Origin of the sequence: Alkalibacterium sp. 20, assembly GCF_001885615.1 — a bacterium.
Classification (GTDB): Bacteria; Bacillota; Bacilli; order Lactobacillales; family Carnobacteriaceae_A; genus Alkalibacterium.
Map to the genome: position 1 here is coordinate 1 of NZ_LSRN01000026.1, position 17,236 is coordinate 17,236.

21 protein-coding genes are annotated in these 17,236 nt (G+C 37.8%); 11 read left to right on the plus strand and 10 right to left on the minus strand.

Features of this window, described 5'->3' with window-relative positions; all coding sequences use genetic code 11:
• The 5 genes from AX762_RS04970 to AX762_RS12380 all read right to left on the minus strand — a co-directional run.
• A partial coding sequence (locus AX762_RS04970) for a TIGR01906 family membrane protein (RefSeq protein ID WP_071848057.1) occupies positions 1–523 on the minus strand: 523 nt, incomplete at its 3' end.
• Position 524: 1 nt separating this feature from the next.
• Complete coding sequence (locus AX762_RS04975) at positions 525–1,295, minus strand: TIGR01457 family HAD-type hydrolase (RefSeq protein WP_071848058.1); 771 nt, start codon at positions 1,293–1,295, stop codon at positions 525–527.
• Between the two features lie 10 nt (positions 1,296–1,305).
• Positions 1,306–2,067 carry a YutD family protein gene (locus tag AX762_RS12740; protein WP_071848059.1) on the minus strand — a complete coding sequence of 254 codons (762 nt, stop codon included), beginning with the start codon at positions 2,065–2,067 and terminating at the stop codon, positions 1,306–1,308.
• Positions 2,068–2,201: 134 nt separating this feature from the next.
• On the minus strand, positions 2,202–3,164 hold the full coding sequence (locus AX762_RS12375) for a phosphatidylserine/phosphatidylglycerophosphate/cardiolipin synthase family protein (protein WP_177244038.1): 963 nt from the start codon (positions 3,162–3,164) through the stop codon (positions 2,202–2,204).
• Positions 3,165–3,179: 15 nt separating this feature from the next.
• A complete protein-coding gene (locus AX762_RS12380; protein WP_083432813.1) occupies positions 3,180–3,740 on the minus strand; it encodes a PLDc N-terminal domain-containing protein in 561 nt (186 codons plus the stop codon).
• A gap of 183 nt (positions 3,741–3,923) precedes the next feature.
• Between AX762_RS12380 and AX762_RS04990 the strand changes: the two genes are divergently transcribed.
• Positions 3,924–4,520 carry a viroplasmin family protein gene (locus AX762_RS04990; protein WP_071848060.1) on the plus strand — a complete coding sequence of 199 codons (597 nt, stop codon included), beginning with the start codon at positions 3,924–3,926 and terminating at the stop codon, positions 4,518–4,520.
• A 73-nt stretch (positions 4,521–4,593) separates the two neighbouring features.
• Here AX762_RS04990 and AX762_RS04995 read toward each other — a convergent pair whose 3' ends face one another.
• The 3 genes from AX762_RS04995 to hisJ all read right to left on the minus strand — a co-directional run bounded on the left by AX762_RS04995 (position 4,594) and on the right by hisJ (position 6,476).
• Positions 4,594–5,400: an aldo/keto reductase gene (locus tag AX762_RS04995; RefSeq protein ID WP_071848061.1), complete on the minus strand. Its 807-nt coding sequence runs from the start codon at positions 5,398–5,400 to the stop codon at positions 4,594–4,596.
• 76 nt (positions 5,401–5,476) lie between these two features.
• Positions 5,477–5,698, minus strand: coding sequence for a YdbC family protein (locus tag AX762_RS05000; RefSeq protein ID WP_071848062.1), 222 nt, complete (start codon positions 5,696–5,698; stop codon positions 5,477–5,479).
• Positions 5,691–6,476, minus strand: a complete 786-nt coding sequence (hisJ, locus tag AX762_RS05005) for a histidinol-phosphatase HisJ (RefSeq protein WP_071848063.1) — start codon at positions 6,474–6,476, stop codon at positions 5,691–5,693. Before hisJ ends, AX762_RS05000 begins: the two co-directional genes overlap by 8 nt.
• A 145-nt stretch (positions 6,477–6,621) precedes the next feature.
• Between hisJ and AX762_RS05010 the strand changes: the two genes are divergently transcribed.
• The 10 genes from AX762_RS05010 (at position 6,622) to AX762_RS05055 (ending at position 14,662) form a co-directional block, all read left to right on the plus strand.
• A complete protein-coding gene (locus tag AX762_RS05010; RefSeq protein ID WP_071848064.1) occupies positions 6,622–7,479 on the plus strand; it encodes an ATP phosphoribosyltransferase regulatory subunit in 858 nt (285 codons plus the stop codon).
• A gap of 16 nt (positions 7,480–7,495) precedes the next feature.
• Positions 7,496–8,095 carry an ATP phosphoribosyltransferase gene (hisG, locus tag AX762_RS05015; RefSeq protein ID WP_071848065.1) on the plus strand — a complete coding sequence of 200 codons (600 nt, stop codon included), beginning with the start codon at positions 7,496–7,498 and terminating at the stop codon, positions 8,093–8,095.
• 11 nt (positions 8,096–8,106) lie between these two features.
• The gene (gene hisD, locus AX762_RS05020; protein ID WP_071848066.1) at positions 8,107–9,357 is read left to right on the plus strand and encodes a histidinol dehydrogenase; all 1,251 of its coding nucleotides are present in this window, start codon (positions 8,107–8,109) and stop codon (positions 9,355–9,357) included.
• Positions 9,354–10,352 (plus strand): histidinol-phosphate transaminase, encoded by a 999-nt coding sequence (locus tag AX762_RS05025; protein ID WP_071848067.1) that lies wholly within the window; start codon positions 9,354–9,356, stop codon positions 10,350–10,352. The genes hisD and AX762_RS05025 overlap by 4 nt, the downstream gene beginning before the upstream one ends.
• On the plus strand, positions 10,349–10,930 hold the full coding sequence (hisB, locus tag AX762_RS05030) for an imidazoleglycerol-phosphate dehydratase HisB (protein ID WP_071848068.1): 582 nt from the start codon (positions 10,349–10,351) through the stop codon (positions 10,928–10,930). Before AX762_RS05025 ends, hisB begins: the two co-directional genes overlap by 4 nt.
• On the plus strand, positions 10,927–11,505 hold the full coding sequence (hisH, locus tag AX762_RS05035; protein ID WP_071848069.1) for an imidazole glycerol phosphate synthase subunit HisH: 579 nt from the start codon (positions 10,927–10,929) through the stop codon (positions 11,503–11,505). The genes hisB and hisH overlap by 4 nt, the downstream gene beginning before the upstream one ends.
• The gene (gene hisA, locus AX762_RS05040; RefSeq protein WP_071848070.1) at positions 11,502–12,206 is read left to right on the plus strand and encodes a 1-(5-phosphoribosyl)-5-((5-phosphoribosylamino)methylideneamino)imidazole-4-carboxamide isomerase; all 705 of its coding nucleotides are present in this window, start codon (positions 11,502–11,504) and stop codon (positions 12,204–12,206) included. The genes hisH and hisA overlap by 4 nt, the downstream gene beginning before the upstream one ends.
• Positions 12,203–12,967, plus strand: coding sequence for an imidazole glycerol phosphate synthase subunit HisF (gene hisF, locus AX762_RS05045; protein ID WP_071848071.1), 765 nt, complete (start codon positions 12,203–12,205; stop codon positions 12,965–12,967). The genes hisA and hisF overlap by 4 nt, the downstream gene beginning before the upstream one ends.
• Entirely contained in the window at positions 12,960–13,601 is a 642-nt protein-coding gene (gene hisIE / locus AX762_RS05050) for a bifunctional phosphoribosyl-AMP cyclohydrolase/phosphoribosyl-ATP diphosphatase HisIE (protein ID WP_071848072.1), read from the plus strand. The genes hisF and hisIE overlap by 8 nt, the downstream gene beginning before the upstream one ends.
• A gap of 161 nt (positions 13,602–13,762) precedes the next feature.
• The gene (locus tag AX762_RS05055; protein WP_256244442.1) at positions 13,763–14,662 is read left to right on the plus strand and encodes a cation diffusion facilitator family transporter; all 900 of its coding nucleotides are present in this window, start codon (positions 13,763–13,765) and stop codon (positions 14,660–14,662) included.
• Between the two features lie 39 nt (positions 14,663–14,701).
• On the opposite strand, the gene AX762_RS05060 is transcribed toward AX762_RS05055, so the two are convergent.
• Both AX762_RS05060 and AX762_RS05065 read right to left on the minus strand, forming a co-directional pair.
• Positions 14,702–16,261, minus strand: coding sequence for a bifunctional UDP-sugar hydrolase/5'-nucleotidase (locus AX762_RS05060; RefSeq protein ID WP_071848074.1), 1,560 nt, complete (start codon positions 16,259–16,261; stop codon positions 14,702–14,704).
• Between the two features lie 44 nt (positions 16,262–16,305).
• The gene (locus AX762_RS05065) at positions 16,306–17,208 is read right to left on the minus strand and encodes a glycerophosphodiester phosphodiesterase (protein ID WP_071848075.1); all 903 of its coding nucleotides are present in this window, start codon (positions 17,206–17,208) and stop codon (positions 16,306–16,308) included.
• Positions 17,209–17,236: the final 28 nt, after the last annotated feature.

Below are 17,236 nucleotides of genomic sequence, written 5' to 3' on the forward strand. Positions count from 1 at the left end.
ATGCTAATATAATAGGATCAGTAGCCGGATTGAATAACCAGTCATCATTATTAAAGAAAATTTCATGAAACAACAAAAACATTCTATCGAAGTTTATAGCCAAAAACATTAGTAATAAAGGCGGTACGAGGCTAGCAATAAAAAACGGTTTTTGTAGTGTCCATATCCGTCTGTTTTTCTTTAAAGCTCTGGCATAGAAAAAACTTCCTATCAAAGAAATAATTAATACAGCATAGTTAAGGTAAAATAAGAGTTTTACCTCCCAAAAATGAAACAAGCCACTTTCTGAACTCGGAAAATCCGGCATGTTCAATTCAGTCACCCATGGGAAATGTAAATACCTTAACAGGATATGGTAATTATCAATTAAAGCTTGGAAGGACATATTTAATTGTGCCGGTAGCTCATGCAACCAGACTGAAAAATAATACAAAGGGGTAAACAAAATAACAAACGCAATGCTCACTGTGATAATGAATAAAAACAAACTACTTAAACCTGTTATTTTTTTTAAGTAACGCACACTAGTCTCCCCACTCATCCAACGTATCAATAATATAAGTTGGTTGTTTTGTTTTATTATTCAAATCAGCTTTCTTCGTAAAACCAGTTAAAACTAATAAGGTATCTATATCACTGTTGATTCCAGCTAAAATGTCTGTCTCATAATTATCTCCCACCATGATGACCTCTTCTTTTGAAAGATGTATTTTATCTAGTGCAGATTTCATCATGATTTTTTCGGGTTTACCGATAAAAGTCGGTTTCGTTTGAGTTGACTTTTCTATCAGTGCTATTACTGATCCAGCTCCAGGTACTAGTCCTCTCTCAGTAGGCAGGTTCGTATCCTTGTTCGTTGCAATGAATGTCGCACCACTTTGAATAGCCAAACTAGCAATTTCACATTTGTCATAGGTCAAATCTCGGTCAAGTCCGACAACGACATGATCAATAGCGTCTTCTACAAGTTGACACCCGACATCTTCCAATGCCTGTTTTAATCCATGTTCTCCAACAACATATACGCGGTTACCTTTCAGCTGCTTGACATAATCGGCTGTGGCCAGTGCGCTCGTATAAATGTCCTCTGCTTTCGCAGAAATATTAAACTTACCTTGCAATTTTTCTGCTACCTCTTGCGGGGTACTAGTAGAATTGTTAGTAAGAAATAAATATGGTATTTTTGCATACTTGAGTTTTTCAACAAAAGCTGGCGCTTCTTCTATGGGTTTTGAACCCATATACATTGTTCCATCCAGATCTATAAAGTAACCTTGATACTTTTTGAATTGCATGACTTAACACCTATTCTTTCTTTTTCCTGATTTGAAAACGTGTCTTCCCAGTATTATTTTTCACTTCTTGCACTTCATCTTTTTTTTGATCCACTTCGTTTGTTTTGTCTCGATGCGTTTTTGTGAATGAGCGTTTCTCGTTCCCTGCAAGATTAGAAGACGCTTCTTCCTTATCAACGGTTTGAGCTGGTGCCTTTTTCTTGAATGGTTTGCTTGGTTTGCTTGGTCTGCTCGGCTTGCTTGGTTTGCTTGGTTTGCTTGGTTTGCTCGGTTTGCTCGGTTTGCTCGGTTTGCTCGGTTTGCTCGGCTTGCTTGGCTTGCTTGGCTTACTTGGTCTGCTTGGTGATTGAGCTTTATTGTTTGATTCATATTGATGCTCAGTTTTTTTTCTGTTAAGTTCAATATTCTCCAACACAAAATAGGCACAACCAAAACTGCAATATTCTAAAAGATAATCTTCCAAATAAGAAATACGCATGTCAATTGGGATTTTCTTCACTTCATCACGATAAAACCCTCTTAATCTAAGCTTGCCGTATGACATATCACCTACCAGATAATCATATTTCTCTAAAAAGTCGCTATATCTTTCTTCTAATAAATCTGTATCCAAACCTTCTCTGTAATTCGTTATAATCTTATATTTTTCTTTGTTGATCAGAAGATGTTCTGAATCTATTTTTTTTACGACCTTATCTTCAGGATTGATCACTTTTTCTAATGCTTCAGTAGACAGTTCAGATTGCTTGTCTTTCTCATTTTCATTAATCACATGTATTCTTTCCTTTCAATGATATCCATAGCACTATTGACTATTAATAATTATTATTCATACATTTATTTAATACACCACATATTATCTTCATTTATTTTAACACACAATGGCATCTGTAATATAACCATTTTTTACATTAGTGGTGCAAACAACCTCAAAATACTTCTAATTACTTTGGCTGCTAACGACTGTTTCACATTCGTGTATGCTATTCGCTCGCTCTGATTAATTGTACTTTCCATATCCAGTTCAATTTCTTTTATTGCATCCGTTCCGTATATGACGACCGCATTTTCAAAATGTAAATACAGGCTTCGGTAATCAAAATTAATCGTACCGACTTCTGCAACGTCACCATCTATGAGTATTGTCTTTGCATGCATAAATCCTTTTGAGTATTCGTGGATTTTCACTCCCGCATCCATCAAGTCTGTGTAATATGACCGTGTTGTAATATGAACTAGGTATTTATCCCATTTTTTAGGAGTGACTATACGGACATCCACACCACTCCGCGCGGCCAATACGAGTGCTATCTCTAAATTTTCATCAAGTATTAAATAAGGCGTGTATATCCAAACTGATTTCTCTGCAGCATGAATCAACTTAATGAATACATGTTCTCCGATATTCATGGTATCCGTCGGACTGTCTGCAAACGGTTGAACAAATCCACCGCTTTCTTTTTGTTCATCATTATATTTTGGTTTAAGATCACTAATTCCATCCGGAAGTAAGTGGTCATCCATCGTCTGCCATAGCTCTAGGAAAATCAAAGTCAGTCCCCAGGCTCCCCTTCCTTCCAACTTAATGCCATTATCTTTCCAGTGCCCGAACCGCTCGATTTCATTGATATACTCATCACCCACATTGACCCCTCCAGTGAATGCCACTTCACCATCGATGGATAAAATTTTTCTGTGATCTCTGTTATTCTGTGACGATGTGACAATCGGGTGGAACGGATTATAAACCCTGCTCGTAATATTTTTTTCTGCAAGCGTTGCTTGAATGTTCTTTGGCAAGGTGACAAAACTGCCGATATCATCATACATCACACGAACATCCACACCTTGTTCTGCTTTCTCTTCCATAACTACCAGCATTTCCTACCACATTTTACCTTCGGCAACAATAAAGAATTCGAAAAAGATGTATCTTTGAGCTTTCTTCATTTCTTCCAGCATTGCCTTGAAATAATCTTCTCCCAAGGGATAATAGGTCGCTTCTCTTGCCGAGTAGACTGGATATTCCCCTGTGTTGGACAAGTAATGCATGAGTTTCCCGTGGTTTTTGAATTGGTTCTTCGCTTCATTCAATACTGATTCATCATCCAGTTTATACGGTCTATGTAATCTGTAAATATTTTCCAATGATTCTTGTAATTTTTTTGTCTGCGTTTGTCTGTTAAACATAAGATAAAAGAGGGTGCCATAAATAGGAAAGATCAAGACTTGTAAAATCCACGTGACCTTATAGGCTTCTTTACCTTTTTTCCATACGACGTGCAGAGCCACTCCAATTGAGAGCAAGGTAAAAATAGTTTCTAATACAATAGAATAGGCAAAAGATTGCATAATAATGATTCCAAAAACGATAAATTGAATGATGATGAAAAAGGTGAGTAAAATACGTCGTTTAAATAAATACATAAGTAATTTTTTGCTCAAATCAATTCCTCCTTATATTATCTCAGTATGCCTTTTTTTTAGTTGTTTGTCACTCTCTGACTAAAGGACATTAAGAGTAACCCTTAACTCTTAAATGCTAACGACCTATTTGTTTTTTATTGACATCTTCCCCCTCTTCTTCTAAAGTAATACAGGAACTATTTTCACTAAAAAGGAGAAATTATGCCAACCAAATATTACGCAGTAAAAAAAGGACGCAATCCAGGTGTATACACCACCTGGCCGGAAGCCCAAAAACAAGTGACAGGCTTTAACAATGCCCAATTCAAATCATTTCAAACTGAAACTGAAGCACAAGCTTTTATAGCCGATAAAACGGAAAAGAGTAGTTACATAGCACCGGAGTCTCTCGTTGCCTACGTAGATGGTTCTTTTAATAAAAAGAAAAAGACCTATAGTTATGGTGTTGTCTTGCTGAAAAATAATACTGTTATTCAGGAATTAAGTAATGCGGCAAGTGAACCTGAGTATGCAGAAAGTTTCCAGATTGCGGGTGAATGCTTTGGTGCCCTCAATGCTATTAAATGGGCCATTGAACATAAGTACAAAGAAATAATCATCCATTATGATTATTTAGGTATTGAAATGTGGGCTACGGGACAATGGAAAGCCAACAAAACAGTCTCAAAAGATTATATAAAGTATTATCAAGCCTATAGTACAAAAATTGACGTCTCATTTGTGAAAGTTAAAGCCCATACTGGAATAAAATACAATGAAAGAGCTGATGAATTGGCGAAAATTGCATTAGCTAACTAATTGGATCAGTTATTATTATTACGAGAAAATACCGAGAGGTTCTCTGAAATCATAGAGAACTTCTCGGTTTCTTTTATAGTTGAGCAACTTTAGCCATATCTTCATCGGACAATAAAAAGTCCAGACTTTCAAGATTAGCTTTCTGGTTTATGGGGTTATGAGATTTAGGAATAGCCACTACGCCTCTTTGTGTTTGATAGCGGAGCAAGACCTGCCCCCATGTTTTACCATAGTTCTCGCCAATTTCATTTAGATATTCTTTATGCTGATCAGTTGTCTTCATCGGTCCCCAAGCTTGTGGTCTAATGTCACGATCCAACATGTCTTTTATCCACTCATTATTCCATTGGGTCGGATTCGATTTGATTTGATTAACAGCTGGCTTTATGGTCGCGAATTTATCTAATTTTTCAAGATCTTCATTAGAAAAATTGGAGACCCCAATGGTTTTGATTTTACCTTTACTTACAAATTCTTCCATTACTTCCCATGTTATTTTCAGTTTCTCCTCGTCTTCAATCGGTTTATGAATAAGATACAAGTCAATATAATCCGTTTCAAGATTTATCAAACTTTGGTTCAGTGTCTTTCTGACCGTCTCTTTATCTTTTATATATGCATCTTCTGTGGGTATTTTAGTGGTTAAATAGAATGCTTCACGGTCAATGCCACTCTCTTTAACGGTTTTCCCGATACCTGCTTCATTTCTATAAGAAATAGCAGTATCTATCAATCGATAACCCATCTCGATCGCGGATCTTAGCGTAGAAAAATCACCAGTCAATTCGCCATTGTATTCATTGTTTTTTTTCCCGTATGTGTTTGTTCCTGTTCCTAAGTATGGCATACGTGTGCCGTTGTTCAACTGTACGCTTTCCATCGACTCTCTTCTCTCCTCATGTAGTTCGTTTACTCTATCCATTTCAACTGTAGGGACCAGCCTGACTCTAGTTTGGTTATACATCTATTTCGGCCAGCGCTTTTTTCAGCTGGACTATTTCTTCATTATTGAATGTGAGGCCTTTACTCATTTTAGTGTGGTCAGGGCTCCATTCTCTGATGTCAAACTTTGGAGGACGGTTATTCCAACTCACTAAGTTTAATTCTTTACGCCATCCTTTAGGTGTTTCAGAAAGGACGGCGAGATGTTCAACCACTTCGTACGAGATTTTATCCATGATTAATACCCCTCTCAAAATATCTTCCGACATCATCTGGATGATGCGCATCAGAACCATAGGCTAATTTGACTCCTTCATTTAAAGCTGATTCAACAAGTGAGTCAAATGGATATGTTCTGTTGTAAAAAGGTTTATCAATACCTGAAAAGTTGTAATCCAAAATATAGTCATTCGTTCTTATTTTTTTCAGTAACCTGTCCCAATCGATTTCGTCCTCTCGATTATGTGCGTTGATAAATTTATATATCAGTGTGATATGGCCAATCGTTTTTGGTGTCCATTTCCCAAATGGTAAAGATAAAGCTTTTAATAGGGTTTCTTCATATAATCTTGTCAGTCTATCGTAACTTATTTGATTTATTTTTTCTAAGAATACCTCCTTATCGTAGTCAATACAAAAATAACCATGCTCAGGTATTTTTAAAAAATGAACACTTATAATAGAATAAGGAATTGTTTCAGAATATTTTTTCAAGAAAAGAAGGGTTTCCTTTTCTTTCCCTTCGATATAATCAATTTCAAATCCAGTATTTACAACGATGTCCTTTGCATATTTTGCTTTTAATTTTTTCCCCTGATTCAAATATCCCTCAACATCTTCTGCTCTCATAGAGCTGTCTTTTTCAGGTGTCGTATCCTCGATCGGCAAAGGTGCGTGTTCAGTAAACGTGATACTTTCAAGTCCCTTATCAATAGCTGTTTTGACATACTCTTCCATATCATACGCACTACCATGAGGACAATATTGTGTGTGTACGTGATTATCAGATAGCATGAATTTCCTCCTTCTTCAGTTTTAGTTTTGAATACTTTCACTGTCGGGTTATTTATGTTAAAATTTTTTAATCAAACTGTTTTCAATTCTTAAAGTACAATCATTGTATCAAACTTATTAATAAATGGAAATGAGGAACTTAATAATGGATTTCGAAAAAAACAATCAGCAGTTGCTGGAGAAAAAGCGCAAGGAAATGGAGTTTCTTCATCATTTTCATTTATTAGGCTATGATCTACTTGATCTATCTATTCTAGAACAATTTGAATGGGATAGACTTTCAGAAGACGATTTAAAAATGATGAAACATCGCTATACTTGGCAGTCAAACCAATCACTGTTATCTCTAAGAAGTGACTGGACAGATGCCATTGTCCGTTACCGCCAAAAATATAAATTAAAAACAGATAAAATCGCTTATTCAGGTCCAGTATTTCCTGTGGATAAAGAAAAAATGCAGTTTGGAATGGAAGTCTTTACCCAAGATATTTCAATACAAATTATCACGATGAAAGATTTATTACATTATATTCGCGATCATCTCAACATTTCCTTAACTGTGGCCGTAATCAGTCACTACTCTCTTTTGAAGAAGTTATTATCCACAGAAGAAAGACGAGATCCTGAAATCATGATGTACCTAAGTGAACGTAATTTAGATCATTTAACCAAAAGATTAGGAGCTTCGCACCCGGCAGTCCTATTAATGACCCAACCCGTACCTAATCAGCTCGCCTATGCTAAACAACACTTCCCGGATTTGAAAAAGCCCGTTGAAGAAATACAACACTGGCAATCTGAATTAGAGAACAATCAGATACCAGTCGTCTATTGCGACCTGTTTTCCTCACCAAATCAATCCTATTACAAAGGAATATTTTTACAGTTTTATACCAAACAATCTGTTGAGCCCATCGTTACGGGTGGGCAGTATTCAAGCCCAACCAAAGCTTTTGGTATGGCTATTAATTTATCAAGCTTACCCTTAACGGCTGGCTTATAGAGAGAGGAAAGTTGAAATGATCACAATTGCATTATCTAAAGGAAGACAGTTAGAAGATTTCATTTCATTTTTAAAGCAGCAGCAGTTAACCCAATGGCACACTGCACTCGAATCAGTCTCAAGAGAACTGTTAGTCGAAACAGAAGACACGCGCTTTTTATTGGTGAAAGGTGAAGATGTGCCCGTATATGTAGAAGAAGGTGTCGCTGATTTAGGGATTACAGGGAGTGATGTTCTGTATGAACAGAATCGACAAATAAACAACCTGATGGACCTGCCATTTGGGTATTGTCATTTTGCTTTAGCTGCGAAATCTCCAAAAGAAACGTATCCTGTTGTCGCTACAAAATACGTGAAATTTACACAAGATTATTTTGACTCTATTAGGCAGCCTGTCAAAATCATCCCTCTAAAAGGCTCTGTTGAACTAGCCGCTACTATCGATATGGCCGATGCCATTATGGATATCGTTCAATCTGGAACGACTCTTAGAAAAAACGGACTGGAAGAACAAGTGCAATTAGACAATATCAATGCGCGACTTATTGCAAATAAACACTCTTTTTTCTCTAAAAATGAAGAAATACAGTCAATCGTTAACAAATTAAAAAAGTAGGTGGAATATAAATGTATACAATGGATACTTTCAAGCAAATATATGCATCAACGAACGAAACAGACTGGAGTAAGTTAGAGCAAGTCATGACTATCATACAAACCGTCCAGGAGAAGAAAGATAAAGCATTATTTGACTATTCCGAAAAATTTGATAACGTAACGCTGACTGATTTGGAAATAAAACCTTCTGATCTCGAATTAGCGTATCAGTCAATCGACGATGAATTAAGAGAAGCTTTAGAAATGGCCTATAAAAACATCTGGGACTACCAGGAATCCATAAAAATTTCCGACAGTCCAAAGTCAGAACTATATCAAAAAGTTCACCCTTTGAATCGTGTGGGTGTCTATGTGCCAGGCGGGACTGCCCCTCTGGTCTCAACGGTATTAATGACAGCCGTATTAGCCAAGGTTGCCGGCGTTAATGAAATCATTGCCACTACACCTCCACAAAAAGATGGCGTTAATCAGGCTATTTTAGCCGCCTGTCACATTGCTCAAGTGGACCGTGTCTTTCAAGTGGGTGGCGCTCAAGCCATCGCTGCATTAGCTTATGGTACAGAAACCATTCCACGGGTAGATAAAATTGCCGGACCAGGGAACCAGTATGTCGCCTCAGCTAAAAAAATGGTTTATGGAGATGTAGGCATCGATTCTATTGCCGGTCCAAGTGAAATTGTCGTTGTCGTTGATGAAACGACGCGGGCAGAATTTGTTGCTTACGATTTACTCGCACAAGCTGAACATGATGTATTGGCCCGTACCTTTTTGATAAGTGAAAACAAAGAAAAGCTATTAGAAATAAAAGAAAAAGTTGCTGTTTTGACAAACAAACAAACTCGCGCTCAAATAATAGAGGCCAGTCTAAAGGACCACCATTATTCTATTCTTACAGCTAATAAAGAAGAGACGATCGAATGCGTCAACTTGATTGCCGGGGAACATGTCTCGATTCAAACAAAAGATGCAGAGTCGTACATTGATCAGATCAAAACTGCTGGTGCTTTATTTGTAGGCGACTATTCACCTGAAGCTATTGGTGATTATGTCGCAGGCCCTAGTCACGTTTTACCAACTGGAGGAACAGCGAGATTTAGCAACGGCTTAACGGTCAATGACTTTTTACGAACCAACTCTATTATTGCTCTAAAAAAAGAGTCATTTTTAAAGATGGCTCCCAGCGGTATGCGTATAGCCCTGGAAGAATCACTCCAAGCCCACCATGATTCATTAGCCTGTCGACTGGGGGAATTGAAATGATACGTATAGATAAAAATGAAAGCCCGTATAGAGCATTAACTGAAGAAGAGATTAGCAAAATTGCTGTAGATACACATTTCAATCACTATGCGACCAATGAATATCAGCATTTACAAGAGAGTTATGCTGACTATAATCACCTGGATTCAAACCTGGTCTCTTTTGCAAACGGATCAGATGAATGGATTCAAAAAGCAATGATTATTTTAGGTAAAGGACCCGCTTTAGTTCTCGATCCGGATTTTGTGATGTATGAAGAATATGCCATGCAGTTCAAACGTCCGCTCATAAAAGTTGACGCTCAACCGGATATGACATTTGATTATGAGGAAGTTTTTCAGAAAATAAAAGAATATCGTCCTTCTGTTTTTATTTTTTCACAACCAAATAATCCATTTGGTATGATGCACCCCCTTGATTTCATCGAGAAAGCAGCTGAATTAATGCGGGAAGTTAAGGGTTACATTATTATTGATGAAGCCTATGCCGAATTTTTAGATGAGATCCCAAAATATCCCGAAGGCGATCACGTCATTCGCTTTCGTACGCTTTCAAAGGTATATGGTTTAGCGGGATTGCGCATTGGTGTCGCTTTTTCAACTGAGAACACCATGAAAGTGTTAAACTCTATCGCACATCCTTACCCACTCAACACTCTTTCCTTAAACATCGCTCATTATTTGTTAAATCAACCTGAACGACTGACTGATTTTATTTCTTTGAATCAAAAACTGGCCAAACAATTGCACCAGCTCTTCAAAGAAGAAGTCGGAGATGTTATCAATATGCTAGAGAGTCACACTAATTTTTTATTTACCTATGGAGAAAAAGCATTAGAATTAGGAACCTTTGTACGACAAAATGGCTTCCAGCCCAGAATGTATCCAGAATCTGATCAACCCACACTTAAAGAAGCGGTCAGATACTCAATAGCCACCGCAGAACAACTGGATGAACTGAGAAAAATCTTAAGGAAATGGAGAGCATCTCAATGACCATAACCAAAGAACGCAACACGAAAGAAACACGTATCAAACTAAGCATGGATAAAGGTCTTTCTGAATCTAATATCGATACAGGCGTAGGCTTTTTAAATCACATGCTGGACCTGTTTGCTTTTCATGGTCATTTTGTTCTGAATATCACTGTCGATGGTGATACGGATGTGGATGATCACCATACTACAGAAGATATTGGGATTTTGTTAGGACAAGCCATCGCTGAGTTAACTCAGGATAAGTCGTCAATTGAACGTTATGGAACTGCCTATGTTCCGATGGATGAAACATTGGCACGTGCAGTTGTCGATATCAGTGGTCGTCCATTCTTATCTTTTGAACCTGATTTTTCCAGCCAGAAAGTCGGGACGTTTGACGTTCAGCTAGTGAAGGAATTCTTTTATGCACTCACTATACATGCCCGCTTGACTGTTCATCTCGATTTGATTCGCGGTGGAAATACCCATCATGAAATTGAAGCCCTATTCAAGTCTTTTGCACAGGCTTTAAAAAAAGCATCACAGACTTCTGACATTTCCCGCCTTCCTTCGTCGAAAGGGGTCATCGAAGAGTGATTGCTATCGTAGACTATGGATTGGGCAATATTGCTAATCTATCAAACGCTTTACATTATTTGGGTCATGACGTTATCGTCACTCATGATAAAAAAGAACTCAATGAGGCAGACACGATCATACTCCCTGGTGTCGGTCATTTTAAAGATGCGATGAATCGTCTATCAGAACTTGATTTATTACCTGTATTAAATGAATTGAAAGACAAGAAACCCTTCATTGGTATTTGTTTAGGTATGCAACTTCTTTTTGAAAAGAGTGAAGAAGGAAATGTAGATGGACTTAGTTATTTACCTGGAACAGTTAAAAAAATAACCGGATCTCTTCCGGTACCTCATTTAGGCTGGAATCAGCTAGACGCCCCACTTCCCTCTCTGCAGGGCGACGTTTATTTTATTCATTCATATAAAGTTCATACAGAAGAAAATATTGTTGCTACAGCAACTTATGAAGAACCAGTGGTAGCTATTGTCCAGAAAGAAAATTTAATCGGTATTCAGTTTCACCCTGAAAAAAGCGGAAACCTGGGACTGCAAATACTAAATCAAGCGATAAAAGGTGGGTTCAATCTGTGATAGAAATTTGGCCAGCAATAGATTTAATTGATAACCAAAGCGTGCGATTGACCGAAGGTGTTTACGCTTCGAAGGAAGTCATGAGACGTTCTCCTAAAGAAGCCATTGCTTTTTACAATCAATTCAAGGAAGTAACACGCATCCATATTGTTGATTTGATGGGTGCACTTCATCAGAAACCGACAGAAAAAACATTTATCAAAGAGTTGATTGCGTCCAGTACCTATCCCGTCGAAATTGGCGGCGGTATTCGTTCAACAGAAACGATCGACTATTATCTTTCGAGCGGTGCGTCATACGTCATCGTTGGCACACGCGGCTTACAAGATAGCGCTTGGCTCAAGAAAATAACCACTCTCTACCCAGGCAAAGTTTATTTAGGCCTGGACGCAAAAAAAGAAGAGGTCGCAGTCAACGGTTGGACAGAATCAGTTGGAAAAACCATTTATGATGTTGCTGCAGAAACAGCTTCTCTAGACTTAGGCGGCATTATTTACACCGACATTTCCAAAGACGGTAAAATGCAGGGTCCTAACTTCGAACTGACAAAAAAACTAGTGGGTCTTACCCCTCATCCGATCACTGCCTCAGGTGGCATACGCAGTTTAGAAGATATAAAAACATTAGAACAGGCCGGCGTAAAAGCAGCTATTGTCGGAAAAGCGGCTAATACGGATGCTTTTTGGGAGGGTATCAAATGATTAAAAAACGTATCATTCCTTGTCTCGATGTCAGAGATGGCATTGTGGTTAAAGGTATTCAGTTTAAAGGACTCCGTGAAATTGGAGACCCCGTTGAATTAGCTAAACGCTATAATACATTAGGCGCCGACGAGTTAGTCTTTCTCGATATTTCAGCAACAGATACGGGCAACGCCTTGATGCTTGATGTGATCAGAAAAACCGCCAAAGAACTTTTTATCCCGATGACTATCGGTGGCGGATTGAAATCTTCAGAAGATATCTCAGCCGTATTAAATGCGGGTGCAGATAAAGTGAGTCTGAATTCAGCAGCCTTAAAAAACCCTTCATTGATCAACGAAACCAGTGAAAAGTTCGGTTCCCAGTGTATCTGTATCGCAGTGGATGCGAAATGGGTGGGAGCGGAACAAGACTGGTATTGCTACACACATGGAGGCAAAAAGAAAACAGATATAAAAACATTGGATTGGGTAAAAGAAGTGGAATCTCGTGGCGCAGGAGAATTATTAATTACCAGTATGGATTATGACGGCATGCAGCAGGGATTCGATCATGTATTGCTTTCAAAAATTAAAGAAACAGTGAATATACCAGTTATTGCTTCGGGTGGAGCAGGAAATGCTCAGCATTTTGCGGATCTTTTCTTGGATACAGATGTTTCAGCAGGACTTGCTGCCTCTATTTTCCATGATGAAGATGTTTCGATTCAAGAAGTCAAAAACTTATGTCAGTTAAAAGGGGTGCCTATGCGCCATGTCTAAATACAATTCACTACAACCAGATTTTTCAAAAGGATTACTTCCGGTAATTCTACAGCATTACACAACGAAAGATGTCCGTATGGTAGGCTACATGAACGAAGAGGCTTTTGAACAGACGAAAAAGGACGAAGTGGTCTGGTTTTTTTCTCGTTCAAAAAATCGGTTATGGAAAAAAGGTGAAACAAGCGGTAATGTTCAATTCGTCAAAGACATGTATTTAGACTGTGATCAAGACGCCTTGCTCGTTATGATCGACCCTGTTGGTCCTACTTGCCATACGGGGTCAAAGAGCTGTTTCAATCTCGGCCCCTCTTTTACATTGAAAGATATTGAAGCGTCGATACAAGCTCGGGACGGTTCAGGTGAAGAGAAATCTTACACAAATTATCTTCTAAGCGAAGGCATCGATAAGATAGCAAAAAAATTCGGTGAAGAAGCTTTTGAAGTCGTTATAGGAGCGAAGAATAACAACAAAGAAGAAGTCGCTAACGAAGCAGCTGACGTCTTATATCATCTCGGTGTTCTACTCTATCAAACCGGAGTGTCCATATCAGATGTCGAAACTGTATTAGCTTCAAGACATGAAAAACAGAATAATTTTAAAGGTGAACGAAAAGATGTGAACAATTGGTAAGGGATCTTCTTTTCTTCACCAAGTACAACTTCTTTAATAATTAGGGACATATTAAGATTGATCTTCAATCACAGTTTTTTATTGTATTTTCATCTTTATTCTTTTAAAATCAATAAGTATACTGTAAATCTATGAATGCAATAAAAAAAAGTAGGGATGTCTTGAAAAGTCAAATTAACCGTGTCCTAATAGCAGAAAAAGGTGCAAAAGTCTCGATTGGTGTCTATGTGATACTAGCTATAGTAAAAATAGCCGTCGGTTTTTTCCTGCGATCAACATCTTTATCCGCCGATGGACTGAATAACTTAACGGATGTTTTTTCTTCTGTTACTGTCCTATTCGGTTTAAAAACCGCAAGGATACCGGCTGATGCCAATCACCCTTATGGGCATTGGAAAGCGGAACCCATTGCCAGTTTAATTACGTCATTTATCATGTTATTTGTCGGATTCCAAGTTTTTCAAAGCAGTATTGTTCGTCTATATAGAGGTGAATTGGTAGCACCCAATCAACTCGCTGCTGTCATTGCCATAATTAGTGCAATAGTATTGCTCTTTCTTTACCGCTACAATCTGTTATTATCAAAAGAAGCTAAAAGTACTGGATTAAGAGCTGTGGCTCAAGATAATCTAGCCGACAGCCTGACGAGTATAGCAACAGCCATTGCCATTTTAGGTGCCTCTTTTGGCTTGGTCTGGTTAGATACTGTCATGGCTTCCATAGTCGCTCTCATTATAGTTAAAACAGGTATTGATATTTTTAAAGAAAGTACCTTTTTATTATCTGACGGATTTAAAGACAAACAGTTATCTTTGTATAAGACTAAAATACAGATGATACCAGAAGTTAAAAACGTTGCTTCCATAAAAGCTCGCATGTATGGGGCTAATACTTATGTGGATGTCACTATCTTAGTTGATCGTAACATGACGGTACAAGAAAGCCATGATATAACCGAGACTATCGAAAAACTGCTTTATGAAAAATTTGATGTCATGCATACAGACGTTCATGTCGAACCTGATGGTTTGATCAATCAATTCAACGAAGAACAAATGTGAAAAGACGGATTTCTATGATTCATAGAAATCCGTCTTTTCTTATTTTGTAGAAATAATTTTAAAGTTGTTATTCACTTCAGCTACAATCGGTGAAAATTGTGCAAAATAGTCACCGATAAGTTCACTCATTGGGATCGTCACTTCCCGAATGATCTTTGTTGCATCAAACATACCGTAATCGCCTCCACCCACCGCTCGGTATTGGTTGATTACAATTTCCAGTTCATCATTGGGCAAAATATCTTTACCCTGATATTTAAATTCCACCACTCTTTCTCCTTCAGGCTGAGCGACATCTATCGTATAGTCGATGCCTTCATACATATCGTAATTATACATTTGAGGTTTGGGATTCATAAATTCAGGATTAATGGTTATTTGGTTGTCATCTTTTACTTTGAAATACGTTGCTGATCGTTCTATAGCATTTTTTAAGTCTTCACCTGTTACCTTGAGAACGGCTAAAGTATTTGGATAAATATAATTAAGCACCACATCTCTCAACGATACTGATTCATCAAACCCATTAACCGTATTATTGAAAAGAGCAGTACCCGATATATCACATTTAGTATAATACATCTGAACACGGTTGATAAACTCAATATAAGGATGTTCTTCTCGTCTTGCTTTTTCTACATCGAATATTTGCATGTCCCCTTTAACCTGCCCGACAGGCTGGTCTAGCCACTCTTCTACTTCATCATTCAACCATTTTAATTGATTGGACAATTTTTCATCAACGGGTACCCCATCGACTGAAAGAAGTTCAGGTTTCATTTTTTTGATTGTGACAGTGTCGTTATTTTTCTCAAGTTCTATCACAACTTTACCTAAATACTCTCCCTTGTGACCGGGCATGATTACGGCAGTATTCTTGACGACTTCAGCTATCAAGCGGTGCTGATGACCGGTAAGTAAGACATCAATGCCTTCAACTTCTTCTAATATTTTATAGCCTTCATTTTCTCCTGTCTGTACTTCTGTCTCTTTACCAGTTTTAAAATCTTTTTCAAATCCTCCGTGATAACTGACGACAACGATGTCAGCTTGTTCTCTTAACTCGGGTATATATTTCTTTGCCGTTTCTGTCGCTGATAAGAAGGTTAACCCTTTATAATTTTCGGGGTGTTCCCAATTAGGTATATATTGCGTCGTCAACCCCAATATAGCCACCTTGATTCCATCCTGTACAAATATTTTATATGCTTGGCCGAAAGCTAAACTGCCATCACTTTTTACTATATTGGCACATAAAAAAGGATACTTTGAGGTTTCCACTGCTGAGTTGAGGTAATCTAACCCATAGTTAAATTCATGATTTCCAATTATTCCAACATCAAAATTCAGTTGATTGACTGCATCCGTTAAATATTTAGCCGATTTTTTATGTTTAACTAAGTAATGAGTAAACGGTGATCCTTGAATAATATCACCGTTCTCTATAGTAAGACTTGGCCCTGTTGTCGCTTGACGTTCTCTTTTTAGTAGAGTGGCTATTTTAAATAAGCCTTGTTCCTGCTCATGCTTGCGTGACTGATAATCAGTAGGATAAAGATACCCATGCACGTCACTTGTCTCAAATAATGTGAACTCCATTAAAATGTTCCTTTCTGTAACTTGATTTTAAAAGTCAATTAATATTAGTTGTTTGATAAGACATCCAAGAGTAACCGAGGGTTATCTGTCATGATTCCATCAGCACCAAGATCAATCAGTTTTTCCATCATATCTTCTTCATTGATCGTCCAATAGTAGACGTGCATGCCACGGCTATTTGCCCCTCGGATCAATTTCCAATCAGCTAAGTTAAAACCTTCCTGTTCAGTTGGCAGCTGAAAAGCTGCTGCTTTCGGTCTATAAAGCGCATTAAGAAAAGCCTTATGCATTGTGACGAATTGTCTCGTCTCTTCTTCCCCTGCGCCAATGGCTACTTCGCCATTGGAAACATCCTGGAATCTCAGGTTTATATCATGATCAAAACTAGCAATCAATACTTTATCTTTCATATCAAACTTTTGAATCTCGTTCCACATTTCATCAATTAAATCACCATACATAACTGGATCGTTGGAATCCTTAATTTCAATTAAATGTTTTTTATCATTAAATTCTGAAAAGACTTCTTGTACTGTTGGTATTTTAACCCCTGAGTTGCGAAAGACAAAATCGCCTTTCGCATCTTTAAACTGGTACCCTGCATCCAAAGCTTTTATTTCTTCAAGAGTCATTTCATTGACTCTTCCTGAACCGTTGGTCGTTCGATCTACGGTGTCATCATGAATCACTACCAGATGTCCATCGGCAGTGATATGTACATCATACTCCAGAATATCTACATCCAGCTCTGCAGCATTTCTAAAGGCTGCTAAAGTATTTTCAGGAGCGATTGCTTTCCCCCCTCGATGAGCAATCACTAAGGGACCTTCTTTATCTTCAAAAAAAGCATGACTACTTTTTGAAGATAAAGGGAATAAAAAGAGTAAAAACCAAAGCATAAAGACACTGATTAGTAAAATACCAATGATTTTAACTGTTTTTTTCATTTATATTCTCTCCTTCTCAAAACACTCT

What these genes read in the sequence shown, in the direction of transcription:
- hisB (WP_071848068.1), top strand. Translation starts at nt 10,349, where the DNA reads ATGACCATAACCAAAGAACGCAACACGAAAGAAACACGTATCAAACTA.
- AX762_RS04990 (WP_071848060.1), top strand. Translation starts at nt 3,924, where the DNA reads ATGCCAACCAAATATTACGCAGTAAAAAAAGGACGCAATCCAGGTGTA.
- AX762_RS04995 (WP_071848061.1), bottom strand. Translation starts at nt 5,400, where the DNA reads ATGGAAAGCGTACAGTTGAACAACGGCACACGTATGCCATACTTAGGA.
- hisF (WP_071848071.1), top strand. Translation starts at nt 12,203, where the DNA reads ATGATTAAAAAACGTATCATTCCTTGTCTCGATGTCAGAGATGGCATT.
- AX762_RS05065 (WP_071848075.1), bottom strand. Translation starts at nt 17,208, where the DNA reads ATGAAAAAAACAGTTAAAATCATTGGTATTTTACTAATCAGTGTCTTT.
- hisIE (WP_071848072.1), top strand. Translation starts at nt 12,960, where the DNA reads ATGTCTAAATACAATTCACTACAACCAGATTTTTCAAAAGGATTACTT.
- AX762_RS05025 (WP_071848067.1), top strand. Translation starts at nt 9,354, where the DNA reads ATGATACGTATAGATAAAAATGAAAGCCCGTATAGAGCATTAACTGAA.
- AX762_RS05060 (WP_071848074.1), bottom strand. Translation starts at nt 16,261, where the DNA reads ATGGAGTTCACATTATTTGAGACAAGTGACGTGCATGGGTATCTTTAT.
- AX762_RS12375 (WP_177244038.1), bottom strand. Translation starts at nt 3,164, where the DNA reads ATGGAAGAGAAAGCAGAACAAGGTGTGGATGTTCGTGTGATGTATGAT.
- AX762_RS05010 (WP_071848064.1), top strand. Translation starts at nt 6,622, where the DNA reads ATGGATTTCGAAAAAAACAATCAGCAGTTGCTGGAGAAAAAGCGCAAG.
- hisG (WP_071848065.1), top strand. Translation starts at nt 7,496, where the DNA reads ATGATCACAATTGCATTATCTAAAGGAAGACAGTTAGAAGATTTCATT.
- hisD (WP_071848066.1), top strand. Translation starts at nt 8,107, where the DNA reads ATGTATACAATGGATACTTTCAAGCAAATATATGCATCAACGAACGAA.
- hisJ (WP_071848063.1), bottom strand. Translation starts at nt 6,476, where the DNA reads ATGCTATCTGATAATCACGTACACACACAATATTGTCCTCATGGTAGT.
- AX762_RS05000 (WP_071848062.1), bottom strand. Translation starts at nt 5,698, where the DNA reads ATGGATAAAATCTCGTACGAAGTGGTTGAACATCTCGCCGTCCTTTCT.
- AX762_RS04975 (WP_071848058.1), bottom strand. Translation starts at nt 1,295, where the DNA reads ATGCAATTCAAAAAGTATCAAGGTTACTTTATAGATCTGGATGGAACA.